Genomic DNA, 26,419 nt, shown 5'->3' on the forward strand with positions numbered 1-26,419 from the left:
TTATTTTATCCTCTAATAATTAAAACTGGATCCACTTTTGAAGCTTTAACAGCCGGAATGTAACCTGCAAAAAAAGCAGTCACCATGCCAAAAAGGGCGCCTTGTATATAATGCTTGGAAAGAAATGTTATCGGCAGATAATCCACATTGCCCAGACCGATATACATTTTTGAAACAAGACAGCAGATAACCCATCCGAACAGAAGCCCCGCAATGGAGCCGATTACCCCGATAATAAGAGCCTGTCTGATAAAAATGTTTATTACGTCTCTGCCTTGAAATCCCGTAGCCTTTAAAATTGCAATTTCTTTTATCTTTTCATAAATCACCATGTTCAGTATATTATATATCCCAAAACCCGCCACAACCAGTATGGTGATCACCATTGCATTTGCTATCATATCCCTTATCTTCTTACCGGCCAGAGACTGTTCATTGCTGCTCTGCCAGGATTCTGCAGTGTATCCGGTCTGGTATTGAATATTTTCAGCTGTTTGGGGTGCGCTGTAATAATCTTTAATATTTATGTAAATATCTGTGATATAGCTTCTGTCTTTCTGTAGCAGCTGCTGCACATTTGCAGGACTTGTATAGGATTTGGTATCATCAATATTTTTAATGGTGGTTTTAAAAATCCCCACCACTTCAAGGGTCTTTGTCATTTTAGGAGTTGTCACGCTGATGTAGTCCCCTTTATTGAGATTGAGTTTATCTGCCAGACCCGCACCTACTATAATGCCGTTTGGGTTGTTGACAAGGTCCTTTACCGAACCCGCTTTCATGGTCGAGGTAATGTCAAACATTTTATCCTGTTCCAGAATATTGACGCCAAATAAATTGCCGTTTTCCTGAACATTGCCGCTGCTGTACAATATTTCACAATCGACCTGTTTGCTGATAGCTGTAATTTCCTTTCTTTTCTTCAGCTTTAAAAGCAGCTCATCCGGATTTGTAATTTTATTGTCGTCAGCCACCATCTGCGGATTGCCAATAAGGTTAATGGTTTTATCTCCCGCAAATCTGTCGAGCATTTCATTTGTATTAAGCTCGTTATCATTATAAAGCCTGATATGGGGAGTTGTACTGAGCATTACCTCTTCTGACCACTGATTGGTTCCGGTAATTAGTGAATTCATAAAAATGAACATGCTGATGCCAAACGTCACTCCAAGGGCGGCAACTACAGTCTGTTTGAGCCTGCCGAAAATATAAGCAAAAGCAATTTCGGTATTGATTCCCAATTTCATCTTAGTAGGTTTTAATAATTTCATCACCTTTTTTTACTCCTCCTAGGACTTCCACCCACTCTGAAGCAATTATTCCGGTCTGAACCTTAAGGGTGTCTTTTTTCTTTTCTCTTTTAAGAATCACTTTACCATCCGGACTGAGACTGCTTCTGGGAATAAGCAGGGCTTTATCTTTCTTTCCTACAATTATATTGGCCTGAAGTAAAGTGCCGTTTATGGCTTTCTGCTGGTTCTCTTCAAATACCGCTTCGGCCTTGTAGGATTGCGTAGCCTGCTCGAATGCAGGATAAATTTTAGAGATAAAGCCATTATATGTTTTGTTTTTCTCAGTATTAAGCTCTACAAGCACTATCTGGTGAAGTTTGACCTTGGCGATGCTCTGCTCATCGATATCCAGCATAATCTTCAAAGAATTTGCATGGCCCAGAACAGCCAGTGCCTCTCCTTTTTTAACTAAATCGCCTTTTCTTTTCAACAGCGAATAAATTTTATAATTACCTGGTGATTTTATGCTGAAATAGTCAGTATTTGCCCTGGCGGTAAGCTGCTGGCTTCTGCTGTCAATTAAAGAATGCTTTAGTTCAAGTTTGGTATTTGCAATCTTCTGCTCTATACCTTCCACTTCATTAATAGAATTATTAAAATGCAGTTCCGCATCATCGAGTTCTACTTTTGCGATAGACCGGGTAATATAAAGGCGCTGCATTCTTTCTAATTTTTCCTGGCTGTTCAGCATTTTTGCCCGTGCTGAAGCAAGCTGCGCCACCAGTTCCTGTAATACCGATGAGTCGGATGAAGCCTGCTTTCTTGTAATTTTAAGATTATCCTCCGCTGCCCTCTCCAAAATTACTGCATTGGTGTTGTCCTGTTTAAATATTTCCTGATTTTCTGCAACTGTATCGCCTTCCTCCACCAGTACATCGGTAATGTAGCCATCGTTAAGAGCAGTAAGGGTAAACTGATCCTCGGCCTCAAGATGTCCGGGAGCAAATACAGCTTCTGTTATAGGGGCTGTAATAGGCTCAACCGTTTCTTGGTTTTTCTTATTGCAGGACGCAAAAAGAACTGCTAAAATTAAAATTCTTCTCATTTCATTAAATCCGTTTGGTTTATTTTTAATCGATATTGCTGTATGAAATACTCACTCATACTTTGTAAAAATTCATTCTGGCTGATGATCATATCGGAATAAAACTCCAATCTCTGATCCAGAGCCATCAGTCCTTCTGCATATTGCTGGGCAGCATGCTGATCGTTGGACTGATACTTTTCAAGGATGCTTTCAGAGTGATTAAAGGCAGTTAGAGCCGTATCGTAGGACAGCAGAAGATTTCTGTTGCCGATACTCTCTTCAAGAACAGCATTATCATATTGTTCCTGCCTGTTCTCCAAATCCAATTTCGCTTTTTGTATTTGAAAACGCCTTGTGTTCCCTGTAAAAACTGGCACCGATAAACGCACGCCGAAATATTGCTGAGGAAATGTGTTTGTGTTATCAAAATTTGCAAATTGGTCTCCCGAAGTCAATGAATTGTACTGATAGAAAGCTGAAAGTGATGGTGCAAATGCCGCTTTTTTAGACTGCAGTTCGTTTGTAGAGGCGAGCACTGCGACACTTAGCAGCTTCACGTTAGGATCTGGCGCGAAGGAATCGCCTGAAATAAATGACATATCTTCCCTGTAGTTGTCCGAAATCGTAATGCTCTGCGTGCAGTTTAAAAGCAGCTGCAGACTGTTGATCTGATGAATCTTATTCTGACGTGCCGTATTCAAGCTTTTTTCGGCTTTTTCCTTATTAATTGACGCAGTGTTCAGAACCATTTCGCTGATAAGGCCGTTATTGAATTTGTCCAATGAAATCAGATATATTTCCGTAATTGCTTTGAGGTTGTGATCCGAAAGCTCTTCTGCCTGGCTTAACAGTATATAGGAAAAGTAATTATCCGCCAGCTGCTCATAGAGCTGTTTTTTTTGTTTTAGCTATATTAATGCCTGCCATTTCTTTTTCCAGTTTTGCGGCTTTAACGGAAAACCAGTCCTGAGTATTGATAATATCCATTTCTGCGGCAATACTGGCATTATAATTATAACGTCTTCCAAAAGCCGCTTCTATGTAGGTATCCGGTGGTGCGGCTGCATTTAATAAATTTGCGGGAATCAGAGTAGACTGTAATTGGATGTTATCCACATAATTCCCGTTCAGGCTCACAGTAGGCAGCATTGAACCATAAGCCTGTTTAATGTCAGCCGCGGCAATTTTCTCATTTATTCGAGCGGTTTTAATTTGAATGTTATGTATATCTGCATATTCCCAGATCTGCTGCAGCGAACTGAAATGAAGCTGGGCCTGCATGCAGTTTGTAAGACTGAATAAAAAGAGCAGCAGATGATATTTTTTGAGTAATTCCATTTTATTGTTTTTACTATGACTGTTTATAAGAAAAATTTGGTTTGATTCTTACTTTACCCTCTTCCAGGTCTGGGTTCTGCTTATAAACCCTACCTTGCCCGAAATTTCAATCGTGTTATCATCTTTTATGGCAACCTGGCAGTCCAATTCCCTGCCCTTGCGCACCATAATAAGCTTTCCCTCAGCATAAGAACTGCCAGTCCACCTCAAATTCTTAATCTGCTCCTTGCCAATTAGGCTTTTTTCGGCAGATGCTGAAATAACCGCTGAATATTTGTCCTCTTTTTTAACAAATTCAATTGTGCGGTCACCATTCTGGCTGGTCCATTTACCTAAGATAAAATCTGAATTGTATCCTTTTTGCTGTGCAGCTGCATGTGAAGTGCCAAAAAAGAAAACTGACACAATCAAAACGATTCTCACTAATGAGATTTTAGAAATAATTTTCATTTTTAATGTTTTTAAATTTCCCGCAAAATTGAACCATTATGTGATCTGTAAAAAACGATTTTGTTTCAAAGCAGGCAAAAACACTGCGGAAGCGGGCAATTTGTTATGGACAGAAGAAATGGCAGTAATATAATATGCCGCATTGACAAAATGAGCTGTAATAAAGATAGTCCAGGTAATTTAGACCTTCCATGACAAGGCACAGCGAAGCTGCAGCTATTAAAGCTGAAAAGATGGTTTGTAAATTCTTTATAGATGTTTTCATGAGGACAAAATAAAGTCTCATTAAAACAGCATTTACAAAAAAAAGTTTAAAACGGGCAAATTTAGCAGTAAAGCGGGCTTAGCTTTTAAATCGTCAGTTCCCTTCGAGCCAATGCAGAAAATCACTTGCCTTTGCTTTACTTACTATTATGGTTTCGGGAATTGAAACACAAAGCTTTAACAGAAGCTTGCGGGCAAAATATCTCTCTGCATTTACAATTGCAGCCCTATTGATCAGAAACTGCCTGTTTGCCCTGTAGAATACCTGCGGATCCAAAAAATTTTCTATTTCGTCCATAGACGATGAAATAAAATACTTCTGATTTGAAAGTGTGGTAATTGTTACACCGGATTTATCAAGGTAGTAAAAAGCAATCTCCCTTACCTGGATCGGAATAATTTTTTCCTTTTGATTTACCAGCAGGGCCGTTTTGTAATTTTTTATCTGCCTATAAAAATCAGATATTTTCGTTTGCGCTGTTCCATCTTTCGAATAAAGGGACTTAATGAGCTCAAACTTCTCCAATGCCTTTTCAACTTTTTGCCGGCTGATGGGTTTTAAAATGTAACTGATCCCATTGGTTTCAAAAGCATTCATCATATAATCGTCAAATGCTGTACAGAAAATTACTGGACTCTTAATTTCAGTTCTCTCAAAAATTTCAAAGCATAAGCCGTCCGCCAGCTGTATGTCGGAGAAGATAAGGTCGGGATGCTCATTTTTTGAAAACCATTCCACTGCCTGCTCAATTGAGTCCACCGTTCCCGCGACATTCAATGTATCATCTATAACATACAAAATCTTTGACAGTTCTCTTGCTGCTTTAGCTTCATCTTCAATAATCAGTATGTTTGTCATATAATTGGCAGTTTTACAGTGAAGGTACTGTTGTTTTTTTCTATTAGGACTTCTTTTCTGAAGAGCAGGTTATAGCGCTGTATGATATTAGTGATCCCAACACCTGCAGAGATCTGAATTGAAGATTTGGGCTGATAATTATTTTGCACCCTAAGAAAGCTGCCGTCCTGATTGTCGATGGATATAAACAGTTTTTTTGACGATGAAGCGATATTGTGCTTTACGGCATTTTCTATCAGCAGCTGAAGAGTAAGCGGTGGGATTTTGGACTGCAAAATATTCTTATCCACGTCAATAGATATCTCAATGGCATCCTCCAGTCTTGCTTTCAGTATATAAAAATAGGACTCTATAAATTTTAATTCCTGCTCCAAAGTCGCCGTATCCATTTCTTTATACTGCAGCACATAACGGTACACGTCAGCCAGTTCAGCAATATATTCTTTTACGGAATCTTCTGAAGTTAAAAAACTTAATGTATTTAATGTATTGAATAAAAAGTGGGGACTGAGCTGTTCTTTCAATGAAGACAAGGTTGCTTCGAGCTGCGCCTGCTTAAGATACTCTATTTCTATGCTGTCCTGCTGTTTCTGTAAAAGCAGATCTAAGTGGTAAATGATAAAATAAGAAAGGCCGCTTATTAAAAATCCCCGAACCAGGAGCAAAGCGCTTTTTTTATCAGGGCTCAAATCCTGAAATTGTATTGTCACTGTTCTGAAGTCAGGCAAGATCAGGTCATATAGCAAAATTGTCGATGCAACAGCTGCAACGGAGACCATACCAGATGCTATGCGATTCCCCATCAGCCTTTGATAGAATTTATTGTTCAATAGAAAATCATGGGCAATCCAGTTCAAAATGCAGAAAATAAAACCATAAACGCAGGAGACCAGAACTGCCGAATACTCGTACTGTTCCATTCGCAGTAACTTTTGGGAAATTCCAATAATGGCAATTCCTAAAGATATTCCTAAACCTAATTTCAAGTTTTGTACCGTCATAACCGCAAACTTACGATTAAATGTCCTTACATAGACATTTAAAACCCCTAAAGCGGGCAAATTTGGCTTTAAAACAGGCAGTCCAATTAAAAGCAAAAACAAGCATTTCTATGGTTTATATTTTTAAGCGCACCGCTTGAAGTTCATAAAAAAATCCTATTGCCCGCTTTAAAGCCAAATTTGCCCGCTTTGGACAAAAGCTTTTCTACTGACTCCAATCCCCAATTTAATTTGCATAAAATTTGGCGGCAAAACTTGGCTTAAAAAAGATGCAGTCTGTTTTTTTAAGCCGGCTTTTGAAATGCAGCCAACCTAACCCTCATAAAAATTATCAAAACCATTGCAAATGCAGAACTTTCCATTTAATTGCCTTCTTTTTAATTACAGTACATTCCTACATTTAATAAAAAGAAAATCATTTCCTGTTTTTTTTCTCATTTTTCTTATTTGCTCAACTTCAACGTTATATGCTCAAACCGTTATGCAGTATAATAATCCCAATACAGAATGCTACAGCGAAACCCTATTTGTAAAGAATGCTGAAAATCCAAGGGGAGTAATAGTGATTCCTCTCTCGGAAGATGGCATTGTGTCATTCTCCTTAAAAAATAGATTTGCATCCTCAGGCTTATTTGCTGACTACAATTTTTTATATGTGCGCGTGATTGTAAAGAAAACTCCTTTCCCTTTAAACTGTTACGAACAGATAATAAATGTAAATTCCTTTGTGCACCGCATTGAGAAATCTTCCTATTACATAATTAATGAACAAGAAAAAGATTCCCTGCAGCCTGCTTCAGATGCCGGTGCAAATACATCCAAAGCCAGAATGATTTATGTCCAAGGCAAAAATTTGGAAAATATAAAAGATGAAATTGAAAAAAAATCTGTAGGAAGAGCCTATCATATGCCGGTTGAATACACTACAAAAGAAAAAGACGCCATGAAAATGCAAAATTATAGCAAAAACTTTGATGTGGGGCTGCACTACACGCCATTTTTCATGCTTGGGCCAAAACTTGGCATTGACAAGGGAGCTATCGGTCTTCTGGGAGTTTCCGCAAGTAAAAATATCGGCAGTAAAACTGCTGTACTTGTGAATTTAAACTATTCCATAGCAAATAAAACCAAAACAATGGAAAAGCTTCAAAATGTCAGCAGGGACACCATCAATACTCATGCATTATTCGGAGCTGAAGTAACCTTTAGGAAATATTTTGACGATAAAAAACAGCTAAGGTATTATTCATCCGCAGGACTCGGTTTTTACTCACTGCTTAACGTTAAATTAAGAAGGAAACAGACGTCTGTGTCGAAAAAAAATAATGAAGACCAATACTTTACAATAGTCTATGATTTCGGTCTGCAGTACAGACTGTCCCCCGCCTTAAAGGTCAATGCGGCAATTCCGCTTAAATACTTTATAAACAACGGAGGTTCGGGAAGTCTGAATACTTTTGGATTTGGCGTTAACATGGGATTATCGTACACCTTAAATGCAGGGAGAATCAAAAAAGAATAAGCTTAAAATCATCGCTAAATGATGATGGGTGTGCTGTAATCCTCATACAAAAAACACAAGAGGAATTCATTGTCATTCCGCCAATTTACGTTTTATGGCAGCATAGTTGCGTATTGAATTTGGAAAAGAAAAAACTCAGCAGAATTTTGGACTGCTGAGTTTACTCAGAATAGCTGCATACCAGGTTTTGTCATCAAACTTTTCCTCTCGGGTCATCAATGTGCATTTTCGAAACATCGTAACGCACACCTTCCCTATCTACTATTCTAACATTTTTTACTACTGTACTTAAAGCGGTTAAAAATGTTTCTGAATTTTCATGGCGCTCGTAAGCTTCTTGATCTCTCCAGCCTTCTAAAAGATGGAACGTATTCTCATCAGTAAGATCCTGCGAAAAAGCATAATAAATACATCCCTCCAATTTATTGGCGGCGATCATTTCCGGAATTACGGCATCTTTAAAAATTTGTCTGTCTTCGGGGTGAACTCTATAGTAAGCACTTACCGTTATGGCAGTTGCCTGAGTCTTGTCATGACTGTTAGAAGTTCCCAATTTTATAATATTTTCCATTTCGTTTTATTTTAGATATTGAATTTCAAAGTCTTTATAATTATAAGTAAGTCACAAATTCTTCAATAGGCTTGCGCACTTTTTTATTTTTCAGGTTCCAGTCATTTTCATTATCCCGATAACCCACTGCTAAAAGCATGGAACTCTTCAAGCCTTGAGCGGGCAGATCAAGAAATTTATCCAGTTCCGCAGCATTAAATCCTTCCATCGGAGTGGTATCCAGACCTAACGAAGCTGCCGCAATTACTGCAAAACCCAAAGCTATATGGGCCTGCTTTGCCGCATGATGAAAATTCTCCTCAGCACTCTTATTGCTAAAAAACACTTTAGAAAAATTTCTTTGTCTCTCATAAGTGTCTGGTTCTGCGTTTCTCATTGCGGTTAAATGATCAAAAACATGGTCTATCCTCTGCTCTGTATACTGGTCCCAAACTGCAAAGACCAGCAAGTGTGATGACTCGGTAACCGGTGCCTGGTTCATTGCTATAGGCAGAATCTGTTTTTTGATTTCGGGGCTGGTAATTACAATAATTTTATACGGCTGCAGCCCTATTCCTGACGGAGCGAGATGCGCGGCTTCTAAAATCAAATCAATCTGCTCCTGCGGAACTATTTCTTCTGTCATTCTTTTGGCAGCGTATCTCCAGTTTAAAAGATCTATTATATTTTTCATTCTTGGATTTAGTGTTAAAATCAAAGCAGTAGAGAAATATACTGCTTGATAGATTTTTTATTAAAATATTCCCAATTGGCCCAAAAGTATTGTTCCGGCACTGTAACAGTGAAATGACTTTATTTTTCCGTTCTCGATTTTGAAAACATCACAACACGGCACTTCTATTTTTTTTCCAGTGGCCTGAATCGTTCCCGATGAAAATTGAAGCGGCCCTTTATGCGTTCCGTTCAGTGATAATTCCACTGCAACCGTATTTTCATCATCCAAAACGTAAAGTTCGTATAGTTCTCTATGCATATCAGGAAATGCTGCTGCATATACATCCACGGTTTTTCCAATATCCTCGCCAAAATATTTAGTTCCTGCTGAGATATCCCAAAAATAGCCGTCTTCTGCAAAAAGCGCTGTAAATGCTTTTGCATCCTGGCTTTCTGCCACTGCATACAGTTTACGGATTAATTTTTCGTTTTCTGAATTTGAGTTGATTATTGAAGCTTTCATAATTATTTTTTTTTTAGTTAAATTTTTAAATCTAATTGGAGAGTATTGCAGATCATCATTGAATAGCTGCAATTAAAATTGAACGATAATTCTAAGAGATTTATATTATTTTTTACTGTCTACAAAAACATAAAGTCTGCTGACTTTTCCGTTTTCAAAAACAAATAGATCCATTCCGGTAACGGCATCAGGCTTTTCTGCAGTTCCGTGCTGCCAGTAAAGTCTCGCCGTATTGTGATTGACATCGACTGCTTTGATATGCGTAAATTTAGAATTCACACTTTTCTTTTGAAGCCCCTCTACAAATCCGTTGATTTCTTTGTGTCCCACCGCAGTAAAATGACTGTCTACCATTTCGATATTGTCTGCATAGGCTTTTTTCATTAGTCCATCACGTTTTGCAGCCTCTTTTTCATTCCATATCGTCAGATGGAGTTCTACTAAAGATCTGATTTCAGATTCGGATAGTGTCTTTGAGTTTTGTTTATCATCGTAACTTTTGAATGTATCTTTTGGCGACCAAAGAATTTTTGCCGGTTTATTTTTTTCATACCCTTTTCCGTTTGGATAGGAAACCAATTCCATTTTAGAACCCCAAGGTGTTTCAAAATAAACCCAAGTTTCTCCGGCTGTATCGCCAGATGGCATTGTAAAAGGTTCTCCTAAAATTTTTACGCCTTTATTTTTTAAATATTGAACAGACGCATTAATATCCTTTACATAAAAGGCGATGTGAGATGCTCCGATATCATCTGTATTCGGATGCGTTTTGCTTCCTTTGTTCTCTGCATATTCAAACACTTCGATACTTGCACCATTTCCTGCATTGATCATTTTGATCGTAACAGCCCCAGTATTGGGATCAATATGGTTTAATTTTTTCCAATCGGCGTCAAGCGGAATTGGCCCTAATTGTGTTACAGGTGTAAATCCAAGTACATCGCTGAAAAATGGAATTGCTTTATTAAGATCAGGAACATTGATTCCGACATGATCGATTCCCACGATTCCTGCGCTGGTTTGTGCGGCTGTTTTTTCTGAAGCAGAAAATAGTATTAGTAAATTAAGCATTGCTGCTGCTGAAGTTTGTACTTTTTTATTTGATTTTTTATGAGTTGTTTTCATGATTATTTTTTTAATGATTTATAATTATTTAAATGTGTTTAAAGTGAAAATTAATCAGTGTAAGCTGCTACCCATTTTGCTTTAATATTAGCGCGGGCTTCGATGAATTCTTTATCAGTTCCCTGAGCAATGGCATCAAGCGGAAAACGAAGCGGTCTCTCCCCTTTTTTCATGTTTACCAATTCTAGAATACCGTCGGCAATAGTCTGCGGATTCATATCAAACTGCGCCATTTTTCCGAATAATGCAGTTCCTAATGCATTGAATTTTTCTGTTGCTGCCTCGCCGTATTCTTCAATGATTTCTGCCTTGTCTGCGTGAATACCCGCTTTCGATCCGTTATTCATTTCCGTCGGATAAACTCCCGGCTGGATGCTTACGTTTTCAATTCCGTAATCTGCCAGTTCATCCTGCAGTCCTTCTGTAAAACTTTCAACAACCAATTTTGAAGCGATGTATGGAACCATAAAAGGAAGGGTATGTCCGCTTGCTCCGGTTGTAATATTGATTACAAGTCCGTTTCTTTCTTTTCTCATCGAAGGAAGCACCGCCTGATACACACGAAGCACGCTGTAAACGTTTACATCGAACATTTTACGAATCTGATCAATAGAATATCCTTCAAGAAGACCGAAACCGCTTACTGCCGCATTATTGATTAGCACATCAATTTTTCCGTATTTAATTAAAACTTTTTCAATTGCTTTACTAACCGATGCATCATCTGTAACATCGATATCTACAACTTCAATGTTTTCTATTGCTCCTAATTCTTTTGCAGCTGCGGCATTTTTATCATTTGTATTTCGCATTCCCGCGATTACTGAATGGCCTGCATTTGCTAATGTTACTGCTGTTAATTTTCCAAAGCCTGTACTTGTTCCTGTAATGAAAATTGTTTTTGACATGATTTCTAATTTTTAAAGTTTGTAATATTTGTTTCTTTTGAACATTACAAAGTTGCGTCAAGTGCAAAACCTGCACATTGATTAGAAATAAGTAAAAACTTGATTTAGATCAAGAGTTTTAAAAGGCCATAAAAAAAGGAGCTGTATAAGCTCCTTGTATTGATTATTTTTTTGCCGTCTGTTTTCGGATTCGGCTTAAAGTTTCCGGTGTCATTCCTAAATAGGAAGCAATCATAGTTTGGGGAATGCGCGAAGCAAAACCCGGATATTTATTGACAAAGTTCAAATATTTTTCTTCTGCTGTTAAAGTAAGTGAGGCCTGAATTCTGTTTTGAGCTGCTATAAAGCTTCTTTGCAGAATAGCATTGACCATATTATTAAAGGCTGGAATTTCTCTGCAGAGCAATTCAAAATTTTCATGAGTAAAAAGAACAAGCTCAGTATCTTCGATGGCATCAATATTGAAACGTGACGGCTGCTGGGTCATTAAACTTTCACGGTCGCCTGTCCACCAGTTTTCAATGCTGAAGCTGTTTACATGTTCGCTTCCTTTGTCATCAACAGTATACGTTCGAACACAGCCTTGCGTGATAAAAGCGTCATACTTCCAAACATCTCCTTCCTGCAGCAGATATTGTCTTTTTCGAAGCTTTTTTATAATAGCAAATGACTGGATACGTTCTGATTCTGCTTGAGTCAGTTCAGTTTTTTCTTCTAGATACTTTTGGAATATGTCATACATAGATTGTAAAATTATGCAAATCGCTGCTGACTGGCAAATTTTCAAATCAACATCTCGAGACGTAATCGAAAGAGTACTCGTAATTTAAAATTCCATTACGGCGTGACTGCACTTTTTTCTGCTAGCAGCCTTTTAATGCGGTCTTCTTTCTCCGGATCATTCAGTTTTACTTCCACTCCATTTCCAGAATACTTTTTATATACTGTGCCATCTTTTGATTCTATAATTTCAAAAGAAAGCAGTTTTCCCGGAATGTAAGCTCCCAGCCAATTCGGATCTGGTTTTTGTCTCCAGGTAATCCAAACTAATTTTTCGCCATTCTGCATAACTGAACCGTTTGATTTTATCCTCTCAACTGCCTGCTGATTTCCATACAGTAAAGAAGTCGTATGCTTTTTATTATTTATTGATGAATTAAAGACCTTTAAATCTGAAACTTTATTCCTTAATGCTTCAGGAAGCGAAGCCTCATTATTCAAACCTCTTTCGCCTTTAAAATCAGAACACGAAGAAAGAAAAAGTAAAAAAAATACTGCTGTAAAATATAGTGTCGTTTTCATAACTATTGTAAAATTGGAAGTGTAAATACATGATCGTTTTTTTCCATAGGCTGATGACAGCGCATGCATTCGATTGTAAAATCGGCATTTTTACCATAAGGTTCTAATTGCAGTGTCTTAAATCGTGCAAATCCCCAGCCGTTTGTCGCTTCGTATTTCTTATGATCTTTAATCATAAACTCAACCTGCTTAAAAGCTCCCTGCGAAATATTTCCTTCTGCATCTTCAATTTCATCGTATGCCGCTTTGGCCAGAATCGCTCCATCGGGCCATGGACTGATCTGTTTTTTTTTAATGGCTTTGATCGCAATATCATTACCGTAAATAATGCGCATTGTTCCATTATCAACACGCTGCGTGGTGCTTACAACTGCCCAGTTTTTATAATCTGCAATATAAGCAATGCCATTAGGAGCTTTTGGAACTTCAGACTGAACTTCTGCTTTTTTGAAATGATCAGACTGCGCTTTCAGCGCATTTATTTTTGAAGTATCCTGCTGTATATTATTCACTCTCAGATTCCATATATAATCTTTCAATACTTTGATATCCTTCGGCGATAATTCAGCTTTTGGATGTGCGAGCGTATAACTGCCCAATGGCATGGCACCGAGCGTAACCTGGTTTACAGATTCCCATAATTTAGCTTTTTGATCAGCTGCAGACAATTGATCCCAATTGGAAAAATTGAGTCCGCTTCTGCCGTCTTTAATATGCTGCGCAACGAGCCAGGATGCAGGAGCTATTTTATCATACCAGGTGAGATTTGTTTCATTGGAATGGCAGTCATAACAGGAATTTTTTAAAATGCTCTGCACCTCGTGGGGCACTTTTAAATCTCCCGTAATGGGCGGATTTGTTATTTCTGGACGCAGGAACTGTAATCCGCAAAAAATAACAAGCAGAGCTGCAAAAAGAATTATGACTCTTTTTCTTTTATACATTTTTGGCTTTTCCATATAAATAGTTTTATTAGTTTTCTCTTTGTATTTCTTTAAGCTGAATCAGGTTTTCATCTTTAAAATTGATTTTTGAAATCCGATATTCTTACAACAGCTGTGAAAATTGATATTGCAAATTAAGCACGCAGAACACTCTGAAATCAAAAAAAATGGTCGAAAGGGAAAAAATGAACTTAAAGAGGAATAAATTAAAGCCTAATAAAAATGAACGCTTTTCTTTACTGATCTGTTTTCAGATTTTTTTTGAAATGCACACTATAAATTTATCATTTTTAAAAATTATTATTGACTAAATTTGATTCTTTAATTGATCCATTTTCCATGAAAAAAGACAAACTGTATCTTTTTACATTTTTATCCCTGCTTGTTGTCGTGTATATCTGCGGTTATTTCAGCATGAATTATTTAGTTGATTTGAGCACCAGGCAGTTTTTAAAAATACAGATCGAATCCAGCAAAAGGGAAGCAAAGGAAATGGCAAATCTCATTTCTTTTCAGGCACAACAGCATAATGATAAACAGCTCATTATCAATAACGTTCAGAAAAGCATTGAAAAGACCGACACACAGACGGGATTCATCTGCATGTTTGACCATACGGGAAAAGAAATCTGCCATCCCAATCCTGAAAAAATAGGCCGGATGACAGGACCGGACGAGTCTTTTATTTCCAGCATCCATAACAGCAGCGAAGCTGGCCCTGAAGATTTTTACTCCTATCTAAAAAATAAAACAGAAGGCGGCGGTCTGCGAAATTTTAATGATCCTGAGCGTGAATCGGAAATCATCTATCTGCATCCTGTTAAAAATACAGACTGGATTGTAGCCTCGCATGCAAATATTAAAAACATTAACAAACAGGCTGGGGATTTAAAATTTTACTTCATTTTGGTGTATCTCTCAACGGGCCTTTTAATTGTCATTCTTTCGTTTTTTATGGTCCGCCTTTTTGGAAGCCGCTATGAAAGAAAACTGGAGCAGAAAAATGAAACGCTTTTTAATGAAGTTCTAAACTTATCAAAACTCAATTCCGATCTTGCCGGCTACAAAACAAAAATAAATGCATTCGAAAAGATAGAGAGTGCAGATGTTTCGGCATCAAGTAAAAAAAGAATTCTGACTTATTTGAAAAATGAAATTGTTTCTCTTGAAATTGAAAACATTGCTTATATCTATATGGAAAATACCATTACTTATGTTAAAGATATAAACTCAAAAGTATCCACCAGCAGCAGCAGTTTAGAAGAAATCTATAATGAACTTGACAGCAACGTTTTCTTTAGAGCCAACAGACAATTTATTGTTTCTATAAAATCCATTGATAAAATACTTAAATATGGAAACAATCAGTTGAAGATTGAAGTGATTCCGAAATCCGATGCTGCTATTATAATCAGTAAAAACAAGGCTGCCGAATTTAAAGCCTGGTTAAACAGACAGTAAGTTCTATCCATTCAAAGGAAGACAGATAGTTTGGCGAGAGAAAAAGTTGGTTCGCAAAATGACTGACAGTCGGCACGCCGGCCTCATCTGACTTCTCTTCATAAAAATATGATTTTTATAATTTCTCAAAACGCTCGATTACATCTTTACTGCTTTTACCTCTCTAAGAAATTGTCTTCTATAAAATTGTTCACTAAAGCTTAACAGCAAATCGAAATTTGACTGTAAGATTGATAATGTTTGATCGTCGAGATTCTGGCTGCACTCTTTTTCAATATTATTCAGGCAACTAATTAATTTGCGTTTCTCGCTCTCTGAAATAAAGAATGCCTCATTGCAAAAATATTTTTTCAATTATCTAATGTTCTTTACTTAAACCTTCGTTGTTTTAATCAGTCTTAATATTAAATTTTCCTCTCATGATTAAACATATTTTCGCATTCCTTTTCATCACATCTGCAGCCATTGCCCAGCAAAAATCAATTCCGGTAATTAAGCATTGGCAGGTAGACGGCTTAGACCGTGAAGCTTTGATTTACATTCCTTCCACCGCTCAAAGCAAGCTGAGTCCTGTAATTTTTCTATTTCATGGCCATGGCGGCAATATGCAGGAAATGTTTGATAGCCACAATTTTCAGGACCTTTGGCCTGAAGCGATAGTAATAGTACCGCAGGGTTTAAAAACTCCCGGACAACTTGTAGATAAGGCCGGTAAGTTCTCTGGATGGCAACAGCAGCCAGGCGATATGGATGACCGTGATATCCATTTTTTTGATACGATGGTCCAATCGATAGCAGATCAATACAAGATTGACAAACAGCACATTTTTGCCACTGGCCACTCTAATGGCGGAAGCTTTACCTATCTGTTATGGGCAATGCGCGGAAATGTTCTGGCAGCCGTTGCCCCATCAGCTGCAGTAGCATTTAAATTCAATAATTTACTAGAGGCAAAACCTGTCATGCATATTATGGGAGAAAATGATAATTTAGTAAAGCCTTTATGGCAGAAAATGCAAATCAGCAGCTTGCTAAAACTTAATAAGTGCAGTAAGACCGGGAGGGCGTACGATTCCTCTACAGTTGTTTATTCCTCTGAGATTAATGCCCCTGTTGCAGTTTACAAGCATCCGGGAGGACACGTTTATCCTTCAGATGCGGATAAAGCGGTTGTCAAGTTTTTTAAAAATGAATTTTTATAATTTTAGGAACAAAATGACAATGTGCTACAAACTAGAAAGCCCGAAATCTCTTTCAGGCTTTTTATCATTATTCTGTTATTTGCAGTTTTTTTGCTTTTACGGCATTTTTCAAATTTTTTAAAAGCTCTCGAAACTTCTGCGGCTGAATCGTGGCACCTTGTTTTTTCCGAAATTAAAATCTCCGTAAAAACAAGGTTTGCTTAGGTTAGAATCGTAGGTAGAATCGCATCACATTAATTTTTGAAAAAGTAAAATTTCATTATTAATTGGCGTCCTCCTAGTTTAGGTTTGAAACATCTAAAATCTCATATAATAGAGCAAAGTCCGCAGATGCGCTTTGCTGGACTGCTTATTTTTTTATATCCTTTTTTCTTTGCATAATTAATTGTCTGACTGATGCCAAATGCGCAAATAATACCACTGGGACTATAAAGGTCGGCAACCAGCTAAAGGGAAAGTAAAGAATTGCGATATTGGGCTGTTCAAACGCAAAACTCTGTAAGGGTGATGGTGCAGAAAGCATCGCAGTTACCACTACATTCAACAGCAGGCCGAGGCAGATGAAATTCCATATTAGAATTACCCGTCGGCCCAATATCGGTTTTACAAACCCAAAATAAGCAATTATAGGTGCTGTTACTCCCGCAAAAATGTCAAAGTTTCGGCCTTCAAAAGTGATGGCCTGAGGAACAAGCTTGTTGAGAAAAAGCCAATACAAAATGATTTCGACCGGAATCCTCACAACATGCAGGCAGGCCAGTTGCTTAAGGGGCAGGCCGTCAACAAAATGCTGTCCGCCTCGGGTAAGAAATAGTAAAACAATTGCCAGTACCGCCGGAAAAATACCTGCAAGCATAATTATCGGAGGAGATGCGTCTGTGGTTGAGCTGTAAATATCTTTAAGAGCTAAAAAAGCCTGCAGCAGCAGCCAGATTGCCAATCCTATTGAAAGCGGCGCCGCTTTTTTTCGGATCTGGCGCGAATCAGACGCTCTAATGGTCCAAAAGCAAAACAGTAAAGTCCCCAAGCTTGTAAGTCCAAAGCCCAACGGAACGTATATCGGCAAATTGTCTATCATTCTCTGTCTGGTTAACCTTAGTAAGTCTGCTATTTAGCGCCCCCTTGATTTTATATCGTGGATCCATTTGATCTACTTATAATCATTAGGATTCATCCGTAATTTTTTTCAATTAACTAATATATAAACAATTATTTACATATAAGTCCTTGATTACTATTTTAGAAAATATTTTATGCAGAGCGTGTCCCTCCGAACAAAAGCATATGGCAATCAAATACCAAGGTATAGTTTTTAAAAATAAAATAAAATCACTGTCATGGGCTAAAGTGGCTGAACGCTGTTTAAAATTTCCTAACCGCAATTATCATAAAATATTCTGATTAGCATTGCTGCTTATAAATATGTCAACACTCCGGCTGGCAATACAGGCTGCGCCATTCTGCATTTTTATAATGGAATACTAAAAATCTACAAAAGCAAATGGAACTTATGATGTTTTAAATCTGCATGCCTCTCAAGCTCAAATAGATTTAAAAATGCTTTTTTACAACTTTATTTACAAAAGAGGCTTTATTAACGTTAATAAAACCTCTTTTTTTTGCATGCCCGCCTTTTAAGCCCTAAATTAGCAATTATGCCTATCAAGCAGCTTCAATAAATGCCTGATGCCTTCGGCCTTTTTTAAGGGCTTACTATTTTACTGCAGTAAAATCCCACACATCCATATCGGATCTAAACACAGGCCATCACCGGCAATTTTACCCATTATTTTTGCAGGCTGCGGCAAAAACTATGTAAAAATATTAACTGAAATAAATTACAAATTATGAATGAGATTTTGAGCACGACTATTCTGGGAAACACAATTTACAAATGGCTGACGGCGCTAATGATCATAATATTCACATTTGCGATCTTAAAGATATTCAGGATTTTGATCTTCAGGCGGCTTAAGAGCTGGGCGGCATCCACTGAAACATCCTGGGATGAATTTGCCCTGCAGGTTATAGAGCGGAACATTCTGCCGCTCCTATATATCACCACTGTCTATTTTGCCGGCAAGATATTATATATTGGAGAAAAAACAGAAAAAATTCTGCATATCGCCTATATGATGGCCTTTACATTTTTTGCCATAAGAATAATTGTTTCCGCTTTCAGAAAATTCGTCCTGTCCTTTATACAGCGTGATGAGGAAAGCGAAAGCAAAGAGAAGCAGGCAGGAGGACTTATCGCTATTGTAAATATTATCATATGGATATTGGGAGCGGTATTCCTCATTGACAATATGGGATATAATGTCACAGCCATTGTAGCCGGTCTGGGTGTCGGAGGTATAGCAATTGCACTGGCGGCACAGGCCGTGCTTGGAGATCTGTTCAGCTATTTTGTAATCTTTTTTGACCGTCCTTTTGAAATAGGCGATTTTGTAACAGTGGGAAGCGATAGCGGCGTCATTGAATACATCGGCATCAAAACCACACGCATCAGAACGCTCAATGGAGAGCAGCTGGTCTGCTCAAACACAGACCTGACCAATTCAAGGCTTCGCAACTTCAAGCGCATGGAAAGAAGAAGAATAGTTTTCACGCTGGGCGTAACTTATCAGACAGCAGCTCAGCAGCTCAGCGGCATACCTGATATTGTGAGGAACATCATTGCTTCAGAAGAAAAGCTTAGCTATGACAGAGGGCATTTTTCAGGATTTGGAGATTCAAGCCTTAACTTTGAATTTGTCTACTACGTGGAAGATCCAGATTACAATATTTACATGAATGCGCAGCAGTCGGTATATCTTGAGATCTTCAGAACATTTGCCGAAAAAGGCATTGAATTTGCCTATCCGACGCAGACCCTGCAGATCGAGGGGCTGCAAAACCATGCTCTGCAGAACCTTCAATAGCAAGCCCTTTAAAATAAAGATGCAGTTTCAAGAAAAGAACAGCCAGATAGATTTTTCAATTTATCTAGCTGTTGGCTTTTTAGGCATAGAAAGATGCAAACTGATGGTCCAATTTTAAAAAAACGCCTCATTCAAAATGAGGCGTTTTAAAATTGCAAAATCTTTAGAAGTTTCAATCTAATGAGATTCTGTTGGCCGCATCCCTTTTCTTTTGGTCAATTACTCTTGCATAAACCTGCGTCGTCTTAACGCTCCTATGCCCCAGCATCTTAGAGACTGTAAAAATATCGGTTCCAGCGGTAATCTGAAGTGTTGCATAAGTATGCCTGAAGCAGTGAAAAGTAATGTGTTTTCTGATTCCTGATAATGCTACCCATACTGGAAGCACCCTGTCAACATCCCATTTATTCAATCCTTTAAAAACCAATTCTTTTTCTCCCCTTCTTTTTCCAAGCAGACTAAAAGCTTCTTCTGAAATTGGCATCGACTCTGCGCCTTCTGTTTTCTTCTGCCGGAAGATCACATAATAGCCATCATTTTCAATATACTGGATTTCAGACCACACCAGTTTTGCAATATCAACGTAACGTATTCCTGTGAGCACCGAAAACATAGAAATCTTTCGCACTAAATCGTTGGGACAAGGCGTTGCAAAAAGTCTCCGGGTTTCCTCAATGGTCATAAAGCTTCGCTGCGATTCCAATTCTTTTATCGAACCTATCTTTGCATTAATATCTGTTTTTAATTTATCTTCCCTGTATGCTCCCTTTAGAGTCGTTTTTATCTTGTTGTAATAGGAAAGCGCCGTATTGCGCGAAAGCTGTTTTTTATTCTTTCTCATGCTTTTCGCTTTTACAAGATAGTCCCTGAAATCCTCAATTAAAGTAACCGTAACATCTTTAAAGAGCAGGTCCTTTCCTCCGAGAAATATTTCGAAATGCCTGATCGCACAATTCCAGATCGATAAATTATTCCCTTCCTTTTTCTGTCCTAGCTTTTTATAGTATTTAAGAAATGATTCATTGCCTCTTGCCTGCAGCTGCAGCTGCTCTTTTTCAAATGGAGAATATATCTCTGCTTTATTGATTTCATTCTGTCTTCTCGCGCGAATCATCTCTGCGGCATGCAGGTTTTCTGCATTTGCCAGTTTCTGATATTGGTCGGCAGGTTTCAGGTAAATGTAAAGTTTCAAAAACTCGCGTCTGCTGAAATCGTTTAAACTTTCGTCCCAAACCGGCGGATAGAAATCCAGATACAAAGACATTCTTCCTTTGGAAATAGCTTTTTTTCTAAGTGTTACGATACTTTTACCCATGGCTCTCAACATTAAATAACAAATCCAAATCACTCTGTGCGACATGTACGAACTTACCTATACAGTATTTTTTAATTCCCTGGCTCTGAATCATATTGTATAGTGCGGCAGGCGAAACATTAAATCTCTTCTGAGCCTCGCCAATCGTATAGCAGTTTTCAATACCCGGAAAGCTATTGGGATCCTGTTTGTTTTGACCAGCTGTATTAAGACTTTCCAAAAACTGCTCAATGGCACTTCGATATATAATGGAACGGTATCCATTTTTGACAATTTCCAATTCACTTTTTGCATTTAACCTATAAAGTGTTCTTCTGCTAAAACCTGTATATTCAACAGCCTGATCAATAGTGAAAAAATCAAGCTTTTCCAAAAATCCCTTGCGAGAACTTTTCAGAGCTTCCCGCTCCTCTCTGGCCACTTCTTTTAGTTTTTCTTTTTTGTCTCTTTTATAGCTTTTGCTTGCGCATGACAAAGAACAAAATTTTGTTTTTGTCGTCTTTGCTGTAAATTCCTTGTAACAGAATTGACAGATCCTGATAATCCTAATGTTTGAACTCATAATTTTTAAATTTAAGTGTCCCACCGTACTTAAATGTTCTGTTGTCCGTCCCCAGTGATTTCAATATATGCAGCGATTCTTGTACCTTAAAAACAAATACCGGCCACATTACTAACGATGAAAGATTTCTGAGTGCCAGAAATAATCTTCGCTAATTTCTGTACCAGAAATTAGCACATTAGAATCATTGCATAACTATATCCGTGTGCCAAAATTTGTCCAATTCTGTCACAAAATTTTGTACCTCAAATTTCGAGGTACAAATAAGAGGCAGATTTGAGCAAAAAAACACATAATATTCAGAAAAACAATTCAATAAAAAAAGAGCTACAGTGTTAATTATCAACACTATAACTCTTTTCGTTATTTTTGTTTTGTTTTATTTTGCGCCTTCTATTTGCCGATGCAGAAATTAGCAAAAATATTCCCCAACAATTCATCATTTGAAACCTGACCTGTGATAAGCCCGAATTGATACAAAGCTTCACGAATATCAAGCGCCATAAGATCACTTGAAAGTCCTGATTCTAAACCAAATTTTACTTTCTGAATTTCATCTAAAGCTTTTAATAACGAATCATAATGTCTTGTATTGGTTACAATTGTTTCATTATTACGAAGTGCACCAGTATTTACAAAAGATAGCAATTCATTTTTTAAATCCTCTACTCCTATTTTTTCTTTAGCAGAAATTAATAGCAGTTTTGCATTTAAATTTTCTAATTGATTGGTAATATTTTGTACTTCATCTGCCGATAAAATATCTTTTTTATTGACAACAATTAGTAAAGGTTTAAGCGGATATTTATTCTTGATTTGTTCAATTTCATTTACAAATTCTGAACTTGAAGCTTGGAATTTCAATCCATCAAATAAATAAATTACAACTTGCGCTTGGTCAATTTTTTCGAAGGTTTTCTTAATTCCGATACTTTCTACAACATCTTTTGTGTCACGAATTCCGGCAGTATCAATAAATCTGAATCCGATTCCTCCGATAACCAATTCGTCTTCAATTGTATCACGAGTTGTTCCAGCAATATCAGAAACAATCGCTCTTTCTTCATTCAATAAAGCATTCAATAAAGTTGATTTACCCACATTTGGCTCGCCGACAATTGCAACCGGAATTCCGTTTTTGATTACATTTCCAACAGCAAATGAATCGATTAAACGTTTTAAAACAAATTCGATTCTGTTTAGTAATTCATGAAATTGAGTTCGATCTGCAAATTCAACATCTTCTTCAGCAAAATCTAATTCCAACTCGATTAAAGAAGCAAAGTTTAAAAGCTCTTCGCGAAGTTTTGCAATTTCATTACTAAATCCTCCTCGCATTTGCTGCATTGCAATTTGATGTGAAGCTTCATTATCAGACGAAATTAAATCGGCAACGGCTTCTGCCTGCGATAAATCTAATTTTCCGTTTAAGAAAGCACGAAGTGTAAACTCACCCGCATCGGCCATTCTACAGCCTTTTCGAAGCAATAATTGAATAATTTGCTGCTGAATATAAGTAGATCCGTGGCAGGAAATTTCAATCGTATCTTCTCCTGTGTATGAATTTGGACCTTTAAAAACCGAAACTAAAACTTCATCAAGCATTTTACTTTCATCAATAATATGTCCTAAATGCAATGTGTGGGTTTTCTGTTTAGTTAAATCTTTATTTTTAATAGATTTAAAAACCGAATTTCCAATTGTAATGGCTTCAGCTCCAGAAATTCGAATTATGGCGATAGCTCCAGCTCCCGAAGGTGTAGCCAAAGCAACTATAGAATCTTGATTTATCATGCCGCAAAGGTACAAAAAAAGGCTAAAATCATTTAAACAATCACAGAGCAAAATTTCTTCCAAAACAGACATATTAACAAATTATTAAGTGTTAAAATACTGATAATTATCAGGTTGTTTTACTTCTAGAATGAGTAAATTTGAGAGACAAACCTTAATTCTAAATACGATGAAAAAGATATTATTCCCTACCGATTTCTCTGATGCAGCTACAAATGCATTTGTCCATGCTTTAGAATTTGCTAAAGTTGTAAAAGCCGAATTGATCTTGCTTCATACATTTGAAATCCCGGTTTATGACAGCCAATTCTTTCCAGAGAATTATGCTTCAATATACAGTTCTATTGAATTGGCAAAATTTGAAATGTTTAAAGATGAAATTCCGAAACTTCGAACAATTGCTGCTGAACGCAAATTAGACGATATTGTAATCAAACACCGTTTAATGGATGGTGACTTAATTTACAACCTTAAAAATGCGGTCGAAGAAGACAAGGCAGATTTTGTAATTATGGGAACGAATAGCGTTTCTGACTGGACAAAATTCTTTACTGGCTCGAATACAGAATCTGTAATCTCTGGCGTTGAAGTTCCTGTATTATGCGTTCCAATTGAAGCTAAATACAAGAAGGTAAAAACAATTGGTTTTACGACACGCTACAGAGAAAAAGACAAAAAAGAACTCAAAAAAATCTTGAAAATTGCAAAGAAAACCGATGCTAAGGTTAAAAGTTTATATGTCAAAACTTCTAATTCTGATGTTACAGATGAGACAAGAAAAGAATGGGAAAGAGAATTTGCTGGAGAAAATGTTGAGTTTTTAGTTTTGCCAAGTGACGATGTAAAAGAAACGATTTTAGATTTTGTACTATTTAAAAACATTGATATTTTGACCACTATTACACACAAACGTTCTTTCTTTGAAAGTTTGTTTGATTCTAGTTTTACTAAAAAAATATCTAAAGAAGTTCCAATTCCAATCTTGGTAATGCACGAAGATTAATGAGAATATCTACTGACTTAATGGCTTAAAAGCTATATTTGTATTTCAAGCCAATTTTAGAATGAAAGCATATCAAGTCAAAGTCAATACTTATTCAGAAATATATCATAAAACCAACAAAAAATACAACAGCATAAGCCTTTTGAGGTTATTAAGTATTTTTCTTTTATTGTTTTTCCTGTTTAACTACATTAAAACAAACGAAATACTTTATGTACTATTAGCTGTTCTATCTTTTGCTGGTTTTATTGTTTTAATGAGAATTCATTCTAAATTATCTTTTCAAAAACTACTGGCAGATACGCTTTTAAAAATTAATAAAAACGAAATCCTCTTCTTAAAAAGAGAAAAAACACCTTTTGAAAACGGAATTGAATTTATCGATTTTCATCATCCGTATGCTTACGATTTGGATATTTTTGGAGAACATTCTTTATTTCAAAATTTAAATAGAACCGCTTCATTTATTGGAAAAAAAACACTTGCCAATTTATTATTGCATACACTTCCTGAATCTTCTATCTTAGAAAATCAAGAAGCAATAAACGAATTAAAAAACAAAATCGATTGGAGACAAGAATTTCAAGCTCTAGCAATTATTGGTGAGGATTCCAAACAATCTTATGAAGCTATAAAATATTGGTCTTCTTTTAAAAACAACAATTTACCTAAAGTTTTAGTTGCATTATCCATTATTTTTCCAGTAACATTTTTTGGGTTTTTAACGGCTTATTTCATCACTTCAAAAGTCATTTTACTTTCTTATCTGACTTATATTTTTATTGCCAATATGATCGTTTTAGGATTTGCTTCAAAAAGAATTCGATCTGAAATAGCAAAGGCAGATAACATCGATACAATCATCAAACAATACGGCTTATTAATTGAAAAAATCGAGAATGAATCTTTTCAATCAAAAAAATTAATTCGTTTACAAGAGCAATTAAATTTCAAGAACGCAAAAGCAAGTGAGCATTTGAAACAGCTTTCGGAATTGTTCTCAAGAATGGATACCATAAATAATTTATTTACAACTACTTTATTTAACGGAACATTCTTATTTAACCTTCATGTTTTAAGAGCACTTTTAAAATGGAAAGAAAATTATGCTTCTGAAATTAATAACTGGATTTCTATCATTGGAGAAATTGAAGCCTTAAACAGTCTTGCTAATTTAGCCTACAATAACGAGGATTTTGTGTTTCCAGAAATTAATTCGGAATATATTATAGAGTTTAAAAATTTAAGCCATCCGCTATTAAATCCAGCAACAAGAATTGGAAATGACACTCAATTTCATCCGCAATCATTCGTAATTTTAACAGGTTCGAATATGTCTGGAAAAAGTACCTTTTTGAGAAGTTTAGGCATCAATATGGTATTAAGCGGAATTGGCTCAGTAGTTTGTTCCTCAGAAGCTAAAGTCCATCCACTTCCAGTTTTGGTTTCAATGCGTTTATCAGATTCGTTGTCTGATTCTGAATCGTACTTTTTTGCTGAAATTAAACGTTTAAAACAGATCATGGATGCCCTTGAAAATCAGCCTGCTTTTGTTTTATTAGATGAGATTTTAAGAGGTACAAATTCTGATGACAAAAGAAACGGAACAATTGAGGTGGTAAAGAAAATAATTTCTAAAAAAGCAATCGGCGCCATAGCTACACATGACATTGAAGTTTGCTTAACAACAAACGAATTTCCAGAAATTCTAACCAATCAATGTTTTGAAGTAGAAATTAAAAATGACGATTTACATTTCGATTACAAACTCCGAAACGGAATTTGTAAAAACAAAAGCGCAACGTTTTTAATGCAGAAAATGAACGTGATTTAATGATCAATTGATAATTGATAATTGATAATTGTTAATTGTTAATTGTTAATTGTCAATTATAACCCTTCTTTCATTTTTCTAATTCCTTTTTCTATAAAAGCAGCTTTATTTTGTTTTGCTTTTTCTAGCACAAGTTTTCTTTCTTCTGGGACTTCGTAGTATTTCTCAGCCCATAAACTGATTTCTACTATAACAGGAAATAGTTCAATTCCCTTTTCTGTCAATTGATACAGCACTTTTGCTTTGCTATCTGGATGATCTAGCTTCGTAATTAGATCATTCTCTTCTAAAACCAAAAGTCTGCTTGCCAAAATATTGGTCGCAATTTTTTCTTCCGATTTTAAAAAGTCACCATAAGTGCATTGTTTTTTAAACATCAAATCTCTAATAATCAACAGTGACCATTTATCTCCCCATATCTCTAATGACCTATTTATAGGGCAATCCGATCTTTTTTTAGAAGTTTTCATAAAATATTTTAAAAATTTACTTGCATTTTGCAAGTAATTAATATCTTTGTACTTGCAAAATGCAAGCAAATTTA

The 26,419-nt window shown here is 36.5% G+C and carries 26 protein-coding genes; 6 read left to right on the top strand and 20 right to left on the bottom strand.

Annotated features, from left to right (window positions below; genetic code table 11):
• Nucleotides 1–5: 5 nt before the first annotated feature.
• The 7 genes from HNP35_RS10825 to HNP35_RS10855 form a co-directional block, all read right to left on the bottom strand.
• Nucleotides 6–1,247 carry an ABC transporter permease gene (locus tag HNP35_RS10825; protein WP_184161381.1) on the bottom strand — a complete coding sequence of 414 codons (1,242 nt, stop codon included), beginning with the start codon at nt 1,245–1,247 and terminating at the stop codon, nt 6–8.
• A gap of 1 nt (nt 1,248) precedes the next feature.
• The gene (locus HNP35_RS10830) at nt 1,249–2,337 is read right to left on the bottom strand and encodes an efflux RND transporter periplasmic adaptor subunit (protein ID WP_184161384.1); all 1,089 of its coding nucleotides are present in this window, start codon (nt 2,335–2,337) and stop codon (nt 1,249–1,251) included.
• The gene (locus HNP35_RS10835) at nt 2,334–3,197 is read right to left on the bottom strand and encodes a TolC family protein (protein ID WP_317618013.1); all 864 of its coding nucleotides are present in this window, start codon (nt 3,195–3,197) and stop codon (nt 2,334–2,336) included. The genes HNP35_RS10830 and HNP35_RS10835 overlap by 4 nt, the downstream gene beginning before the upstream one ends.
• Nucleotides 3,198–3,201: 4 nt before the next feature.
• Nucleotides 3,202–3,657 carry a TolC family protein gene (locus HNP35_RS10840; RefSeq protein WP_184161391.1) on the bottom strand — a complete coding sequence of 152 codons (456 nt, stop codon included), beginning with the start codon at nt 3,655–3,657 and terminating at the stop codon, nt 3,202–3,204.
• Nucleotides 3,658–3,705: 48 nt separating this feature from the next.
• Nucleotides 3,706–4,107 carry a DUF2147 domain-containing protein gene (locus HNP35_RS10845; RefSeq protein ID WP_184161394.1) on the bottom strand — a complete coding sequence of 134 codons (402 nt, stop codon included), beginning with the start codon at nt 4,105–4,107 and terminating at the stop codon, nt 3,706–3,708.
• 358 nt (nt 4,108–4,465) lie between these two features.
• Nucleotides 4,466–5,230 carry a LytR/AlgR family response regulator transcription factor gene (locus tag HNP35_RS10850; RefSeq protein ID WP_184161397.1) on the bottom strand — a complete coding sequence of 255 codons (765 nt, stop codon included), beginning with the start codon at nt 5,228–5,230 and terminating at the stop codon, nt 4,466–4,468.
• Nucleotides 5,227–6,327 (bottom strand): sensor histidine kinase, encoded by a 1,101-nt coding sequence (locus HNP35_RS10855; RefSeq protein ID WP_184161400.1) that lies wholly within the window; start codon nt 6,325–6,327, stop codon nt 5,227–5,229. The genes HNP35_RS10850 and HNP35_RS10855 overlap by 4 nt, the downstream gene beginning before the upstream one ends.
• Before the next feature lie 385 nt (nt 6,328–6,712).
• Here HNP35_RS10855 and HNP35_RS10860 point away from each other — a divergent pair, with 385 nt between their 5' ends.
• Nucleotides 6,713–7,753, top strand: a complete 1,041-nt coding sequence (locus HNP35_RS10860) for a hypothetical protein (RefSeq protein ID WP_184161403.1) — start codon at nt 6,713–6,715, stop codon at nt 7,751–7,753.
• A gap of 193 nt (nt 7,754–7,946) precedes the next feature.
• Here HNP35_RS10860 and HNP35_RS10865 read toward each other — a convergent pair whose 3' ends face one another.
• The 8 genes from HNP35_RS10865 to HNP35_RS10900 form a co-directional block, all read right to left on the bottom strand.
• Nucleotides 7,947–8,324 (bottom strand): putative quinol monooxygenase, encoded by a 378-nt coding sequence (locus HNP35_RS10865; RefSeq protein WP_184161406.1) that lies wholly within the window; start codon nt 8,322–8,324, stop codon nt 7,947–7,949.
• 40 nt (nt 8,325–8,364) lie between these two features.
• Nucleotides 8,365–8,997: a nitroreductase family protein gene (locus HNP35_RS10870; RefSeq protein ID WP_184161410.1), complete on the bottom strand. Its 633-nt coding sequence runs from the start codon at nt 8,995–8,997 to the stop codon at nt 8,365–8,367.
• Nucleotides 8,998–9,057: 60 nt separating this feature from the next.
• Nucleotides 9,058–9,501, bottom strand: coding sequence for a nuclear transport factor 2 family protein (locus HNP35_RS10875; RefSeq protein ID WP_184161413.1), 444 nt, complete (start codon nt 9,499–9,501; stop codon nt 9,058–9,060).
• Nucleotides 9,502–9,606: 105 nt separating this feature from the next.
• Complete coding sequence (locus HNP35_RS10880; RefSeq protein ID WP_184161416.1) at nt 9,607–10,626, bottom strand: VOC family protein; 1,020 nt, start codon at nt 10,624–10,626, stop codon at nt 9,607–9,609.
• A gap of 50 nt (nt 10,627–10,676) precedes the next feature.
• On the bottom strand, nt 10,677–11,534 hold the full coding sequence (locus tag HNP35_RS10885; RefSeq protein WP_184161419.1) for an SDR family oxidoreductase: 858 nt from the start codon (nt 11,532–11,534) through the stop codon (nt 10,677–10,679).
• 163 nt (nt 11,535–11,697) lie between these two features.
• A complete protein-coding gene (locus HNP35_RS10890) occupies nt 11,698–12,276 on the bottom strand; it encodes a Crp/Fnr family transcriptional regulator (RefSeq protein ID WP_184161422.1) in 579 nt (192 codons plus the stop codon).
• A gap of 95 nt (nt 12,277–12,371) precedes the next feature.
• Complete coding sequence (locus HNP35_RS10895; protein ID WP_184161426.1) at nt 12,372–12,836, bottom strand: hypothetical protein; 465 nt, start codon at nt 12,834–12,836, stop codon at nt 12,372–12,374.
• Nucleotides 12,837–12,838: 2 nt separating this feature from the next.
• On the bottom strand, nt 12,839–13,795 hold the full coding sequence (locus tag HNP35_RS10900) for a heme-binding domain-containing protein (protein ID WP_246453469.1): 957 nt from the start codon (nt 13,793–13,795) through the stop codon (nt 12,839–12,841).
• A 324-nt stretch (nt 13,796–14,119) separates the two neighbouring features.
• On the opposite strand from HNP35_RS10900, the gene HNP35_RS10905 reads away from it, so the two are divergent.
• A complete protein-coding gene (locus HNP35_RS10905) occupies nt 14,120–15,241 on the top strand; it encodes a LytTR family transcriptional regulator (RefSeq protein ID WP_184161429.1) in 1,122 nt (373 codons plus the stop codon).
• 419 nt (nt 15,242–15,660) lie between these two features.
• The gene (locus HNP35_RS10910; RefSeq protein ID WP_184161431.1) at nt 15,661–16,443 is read left to right on the top strand and encodes an alpha/beta hydrolase family esterase; all 783 of its coding nucleotides are present in this window, start codon (nt 15,661–15,663) and stop codon (nt 16,441–16,443) included.
• A 349-nt stretch (nt 16,444–16,792) separates the two neighbouring features.
• Here the strand turns inward: HNP35_RS10910 and HNP35_RS10915 are convergent, their stop codons facing one another.
• Nucleotides 16,793–17,521 (bottom strand): hypothetical protein, encoded by a 729-nt coding sequence (locus tag HNP35_RS10915; protein ID WP_184161434.1) that lies wholly within the window; start codon nt 17,519–17,521, stop codon nt 16,793–16,795.
• Between the two features lie 769 nt (nt 17,522–18,290).
• Here HNP35_RS10915 and HNP35_RS10920 point away from each other — a divergent pair.
• Nucleotides 18,291–19,367, top strand: a complete 1,077-nt coding sequence (locus tag HNP35_RS10920; RefSeq protein WP_184161437.1) for a mechanosensitive ion channel family protein — start codon at nt 18,291–18,293, stop codon at nt 19,365–19,367.
• A gap of 172 nt (nt 19,368–19,539) precedes the next feature.
• On the opposite strand, the gene HNP35_RS10925 is transcribed toward HNP35_RS10920, so the two are convergent.
• The 3 genes from HNP35_RS10925 to mnmE form a co-directional block, all read right to left on the bottom strand.
• Nucleotides 19,540–20,682, bottom strand: a complete 1,143-nt coding sequence (locus HNP35_RS10925; RefSeq protein ID WP_184161440.1) for a site-specific integrase — start codon at nt 20,680–20,682, stop codon at nt 19,540–19,542.
• Nucleotides 20,675–21,244 carry a helix-turn-helix domain-containing protein gene (locus HNP35_RS10930; RefSeq protein ID WP_184161443.1) on the bottom strand — a complete coding sequence of 190 codons (570 nt, stop codon included), beginning with the start codon at nt 21,242–21,244 and terminating at the stop codon, nt 20,675–20,677. Before HNP35_RS10930 ends, HNP35_RS10925 begins: the two co-directional genes overlap by 8 nt.
• Nucleotides 21,245–21,637: 393 nt before the next feature.
• Nucleotides 21,638–23,038 carry a tRNA uridine-5-carboxymethylaminomethyl(34) synthesis GTPase MnmE gene (gene mnmE, locus HNP35_RS10935; RefSeq protein WP_184161446.1) on the bottom strand — a complete coding sequence of 467 codons (1,401 nt, stop codon included), beginning with the start codon at nt 23,036–23,038 and terminating at the stop codon, nt 21,638–21,640.
• Between the two features lie 169 nt (nt 23,039–23,207).
• On the opposite strand from mnmE, the gene HNP35_RS10940 reads away from it, so the two are divergent.
• Both HNP35_RS10940 and HNP35_RS10945 read left to right on the top strand, forming a co-directional pair.
• The gene (locus HNP35_RS10940) at nt 23,208–24,041 is read left to right on the top strand and encodes a universal stress protein (protein WP_184161449.1); all 834 of its coding nucleotides are present in this window, start codon (nt 23,208–23,210) and stop codon (nt 24,039–24,041) included.
• A gap of 61 nt (nt 24,042–24,102) precedes the next feature.
• Nucleotides 24,103–25,875: a MutS-related protein gene (locus HNP35_RS10945; RefSeq protein WP_184161452.1), complete on the top strand. Its 1,773-nt coding sequence runs from the start codon at nt 24,103–24,105 to the stop codon at nt 25,873–25,875.
• Between the two features lie 56 nt (nt 25,876–25,931).
• Here the strand turns inward: HNP35_RS10945 and HNP35_RS10950 are convergent, their stop codons facing one another.
• Nucleotides 25,932–26,345 (bottom strand): winged helix-turn-helix transcriptional regulator, encoded by a 414-nt coding sequence (locus tag HNP35_RS10950; protein WP_184161455.1) that lies wholly within the window; start codon nt 26,343–26,345, stop codon nt 25,932–25,934.
• Between the last annotated feature and the right edge of the window lie 74 nt (nt 26,346–26,419).

It is taken from the genome of Flavobacterium notoginsengisoli (assembly GCF_014207905.1).
GTDB lineage: Bacteria > Bacteroidota > Bacteroidia > Flavobacteriales > Flavobacteriaceae > Flavobacterium > Flavobacterium notoginsengisoli_A.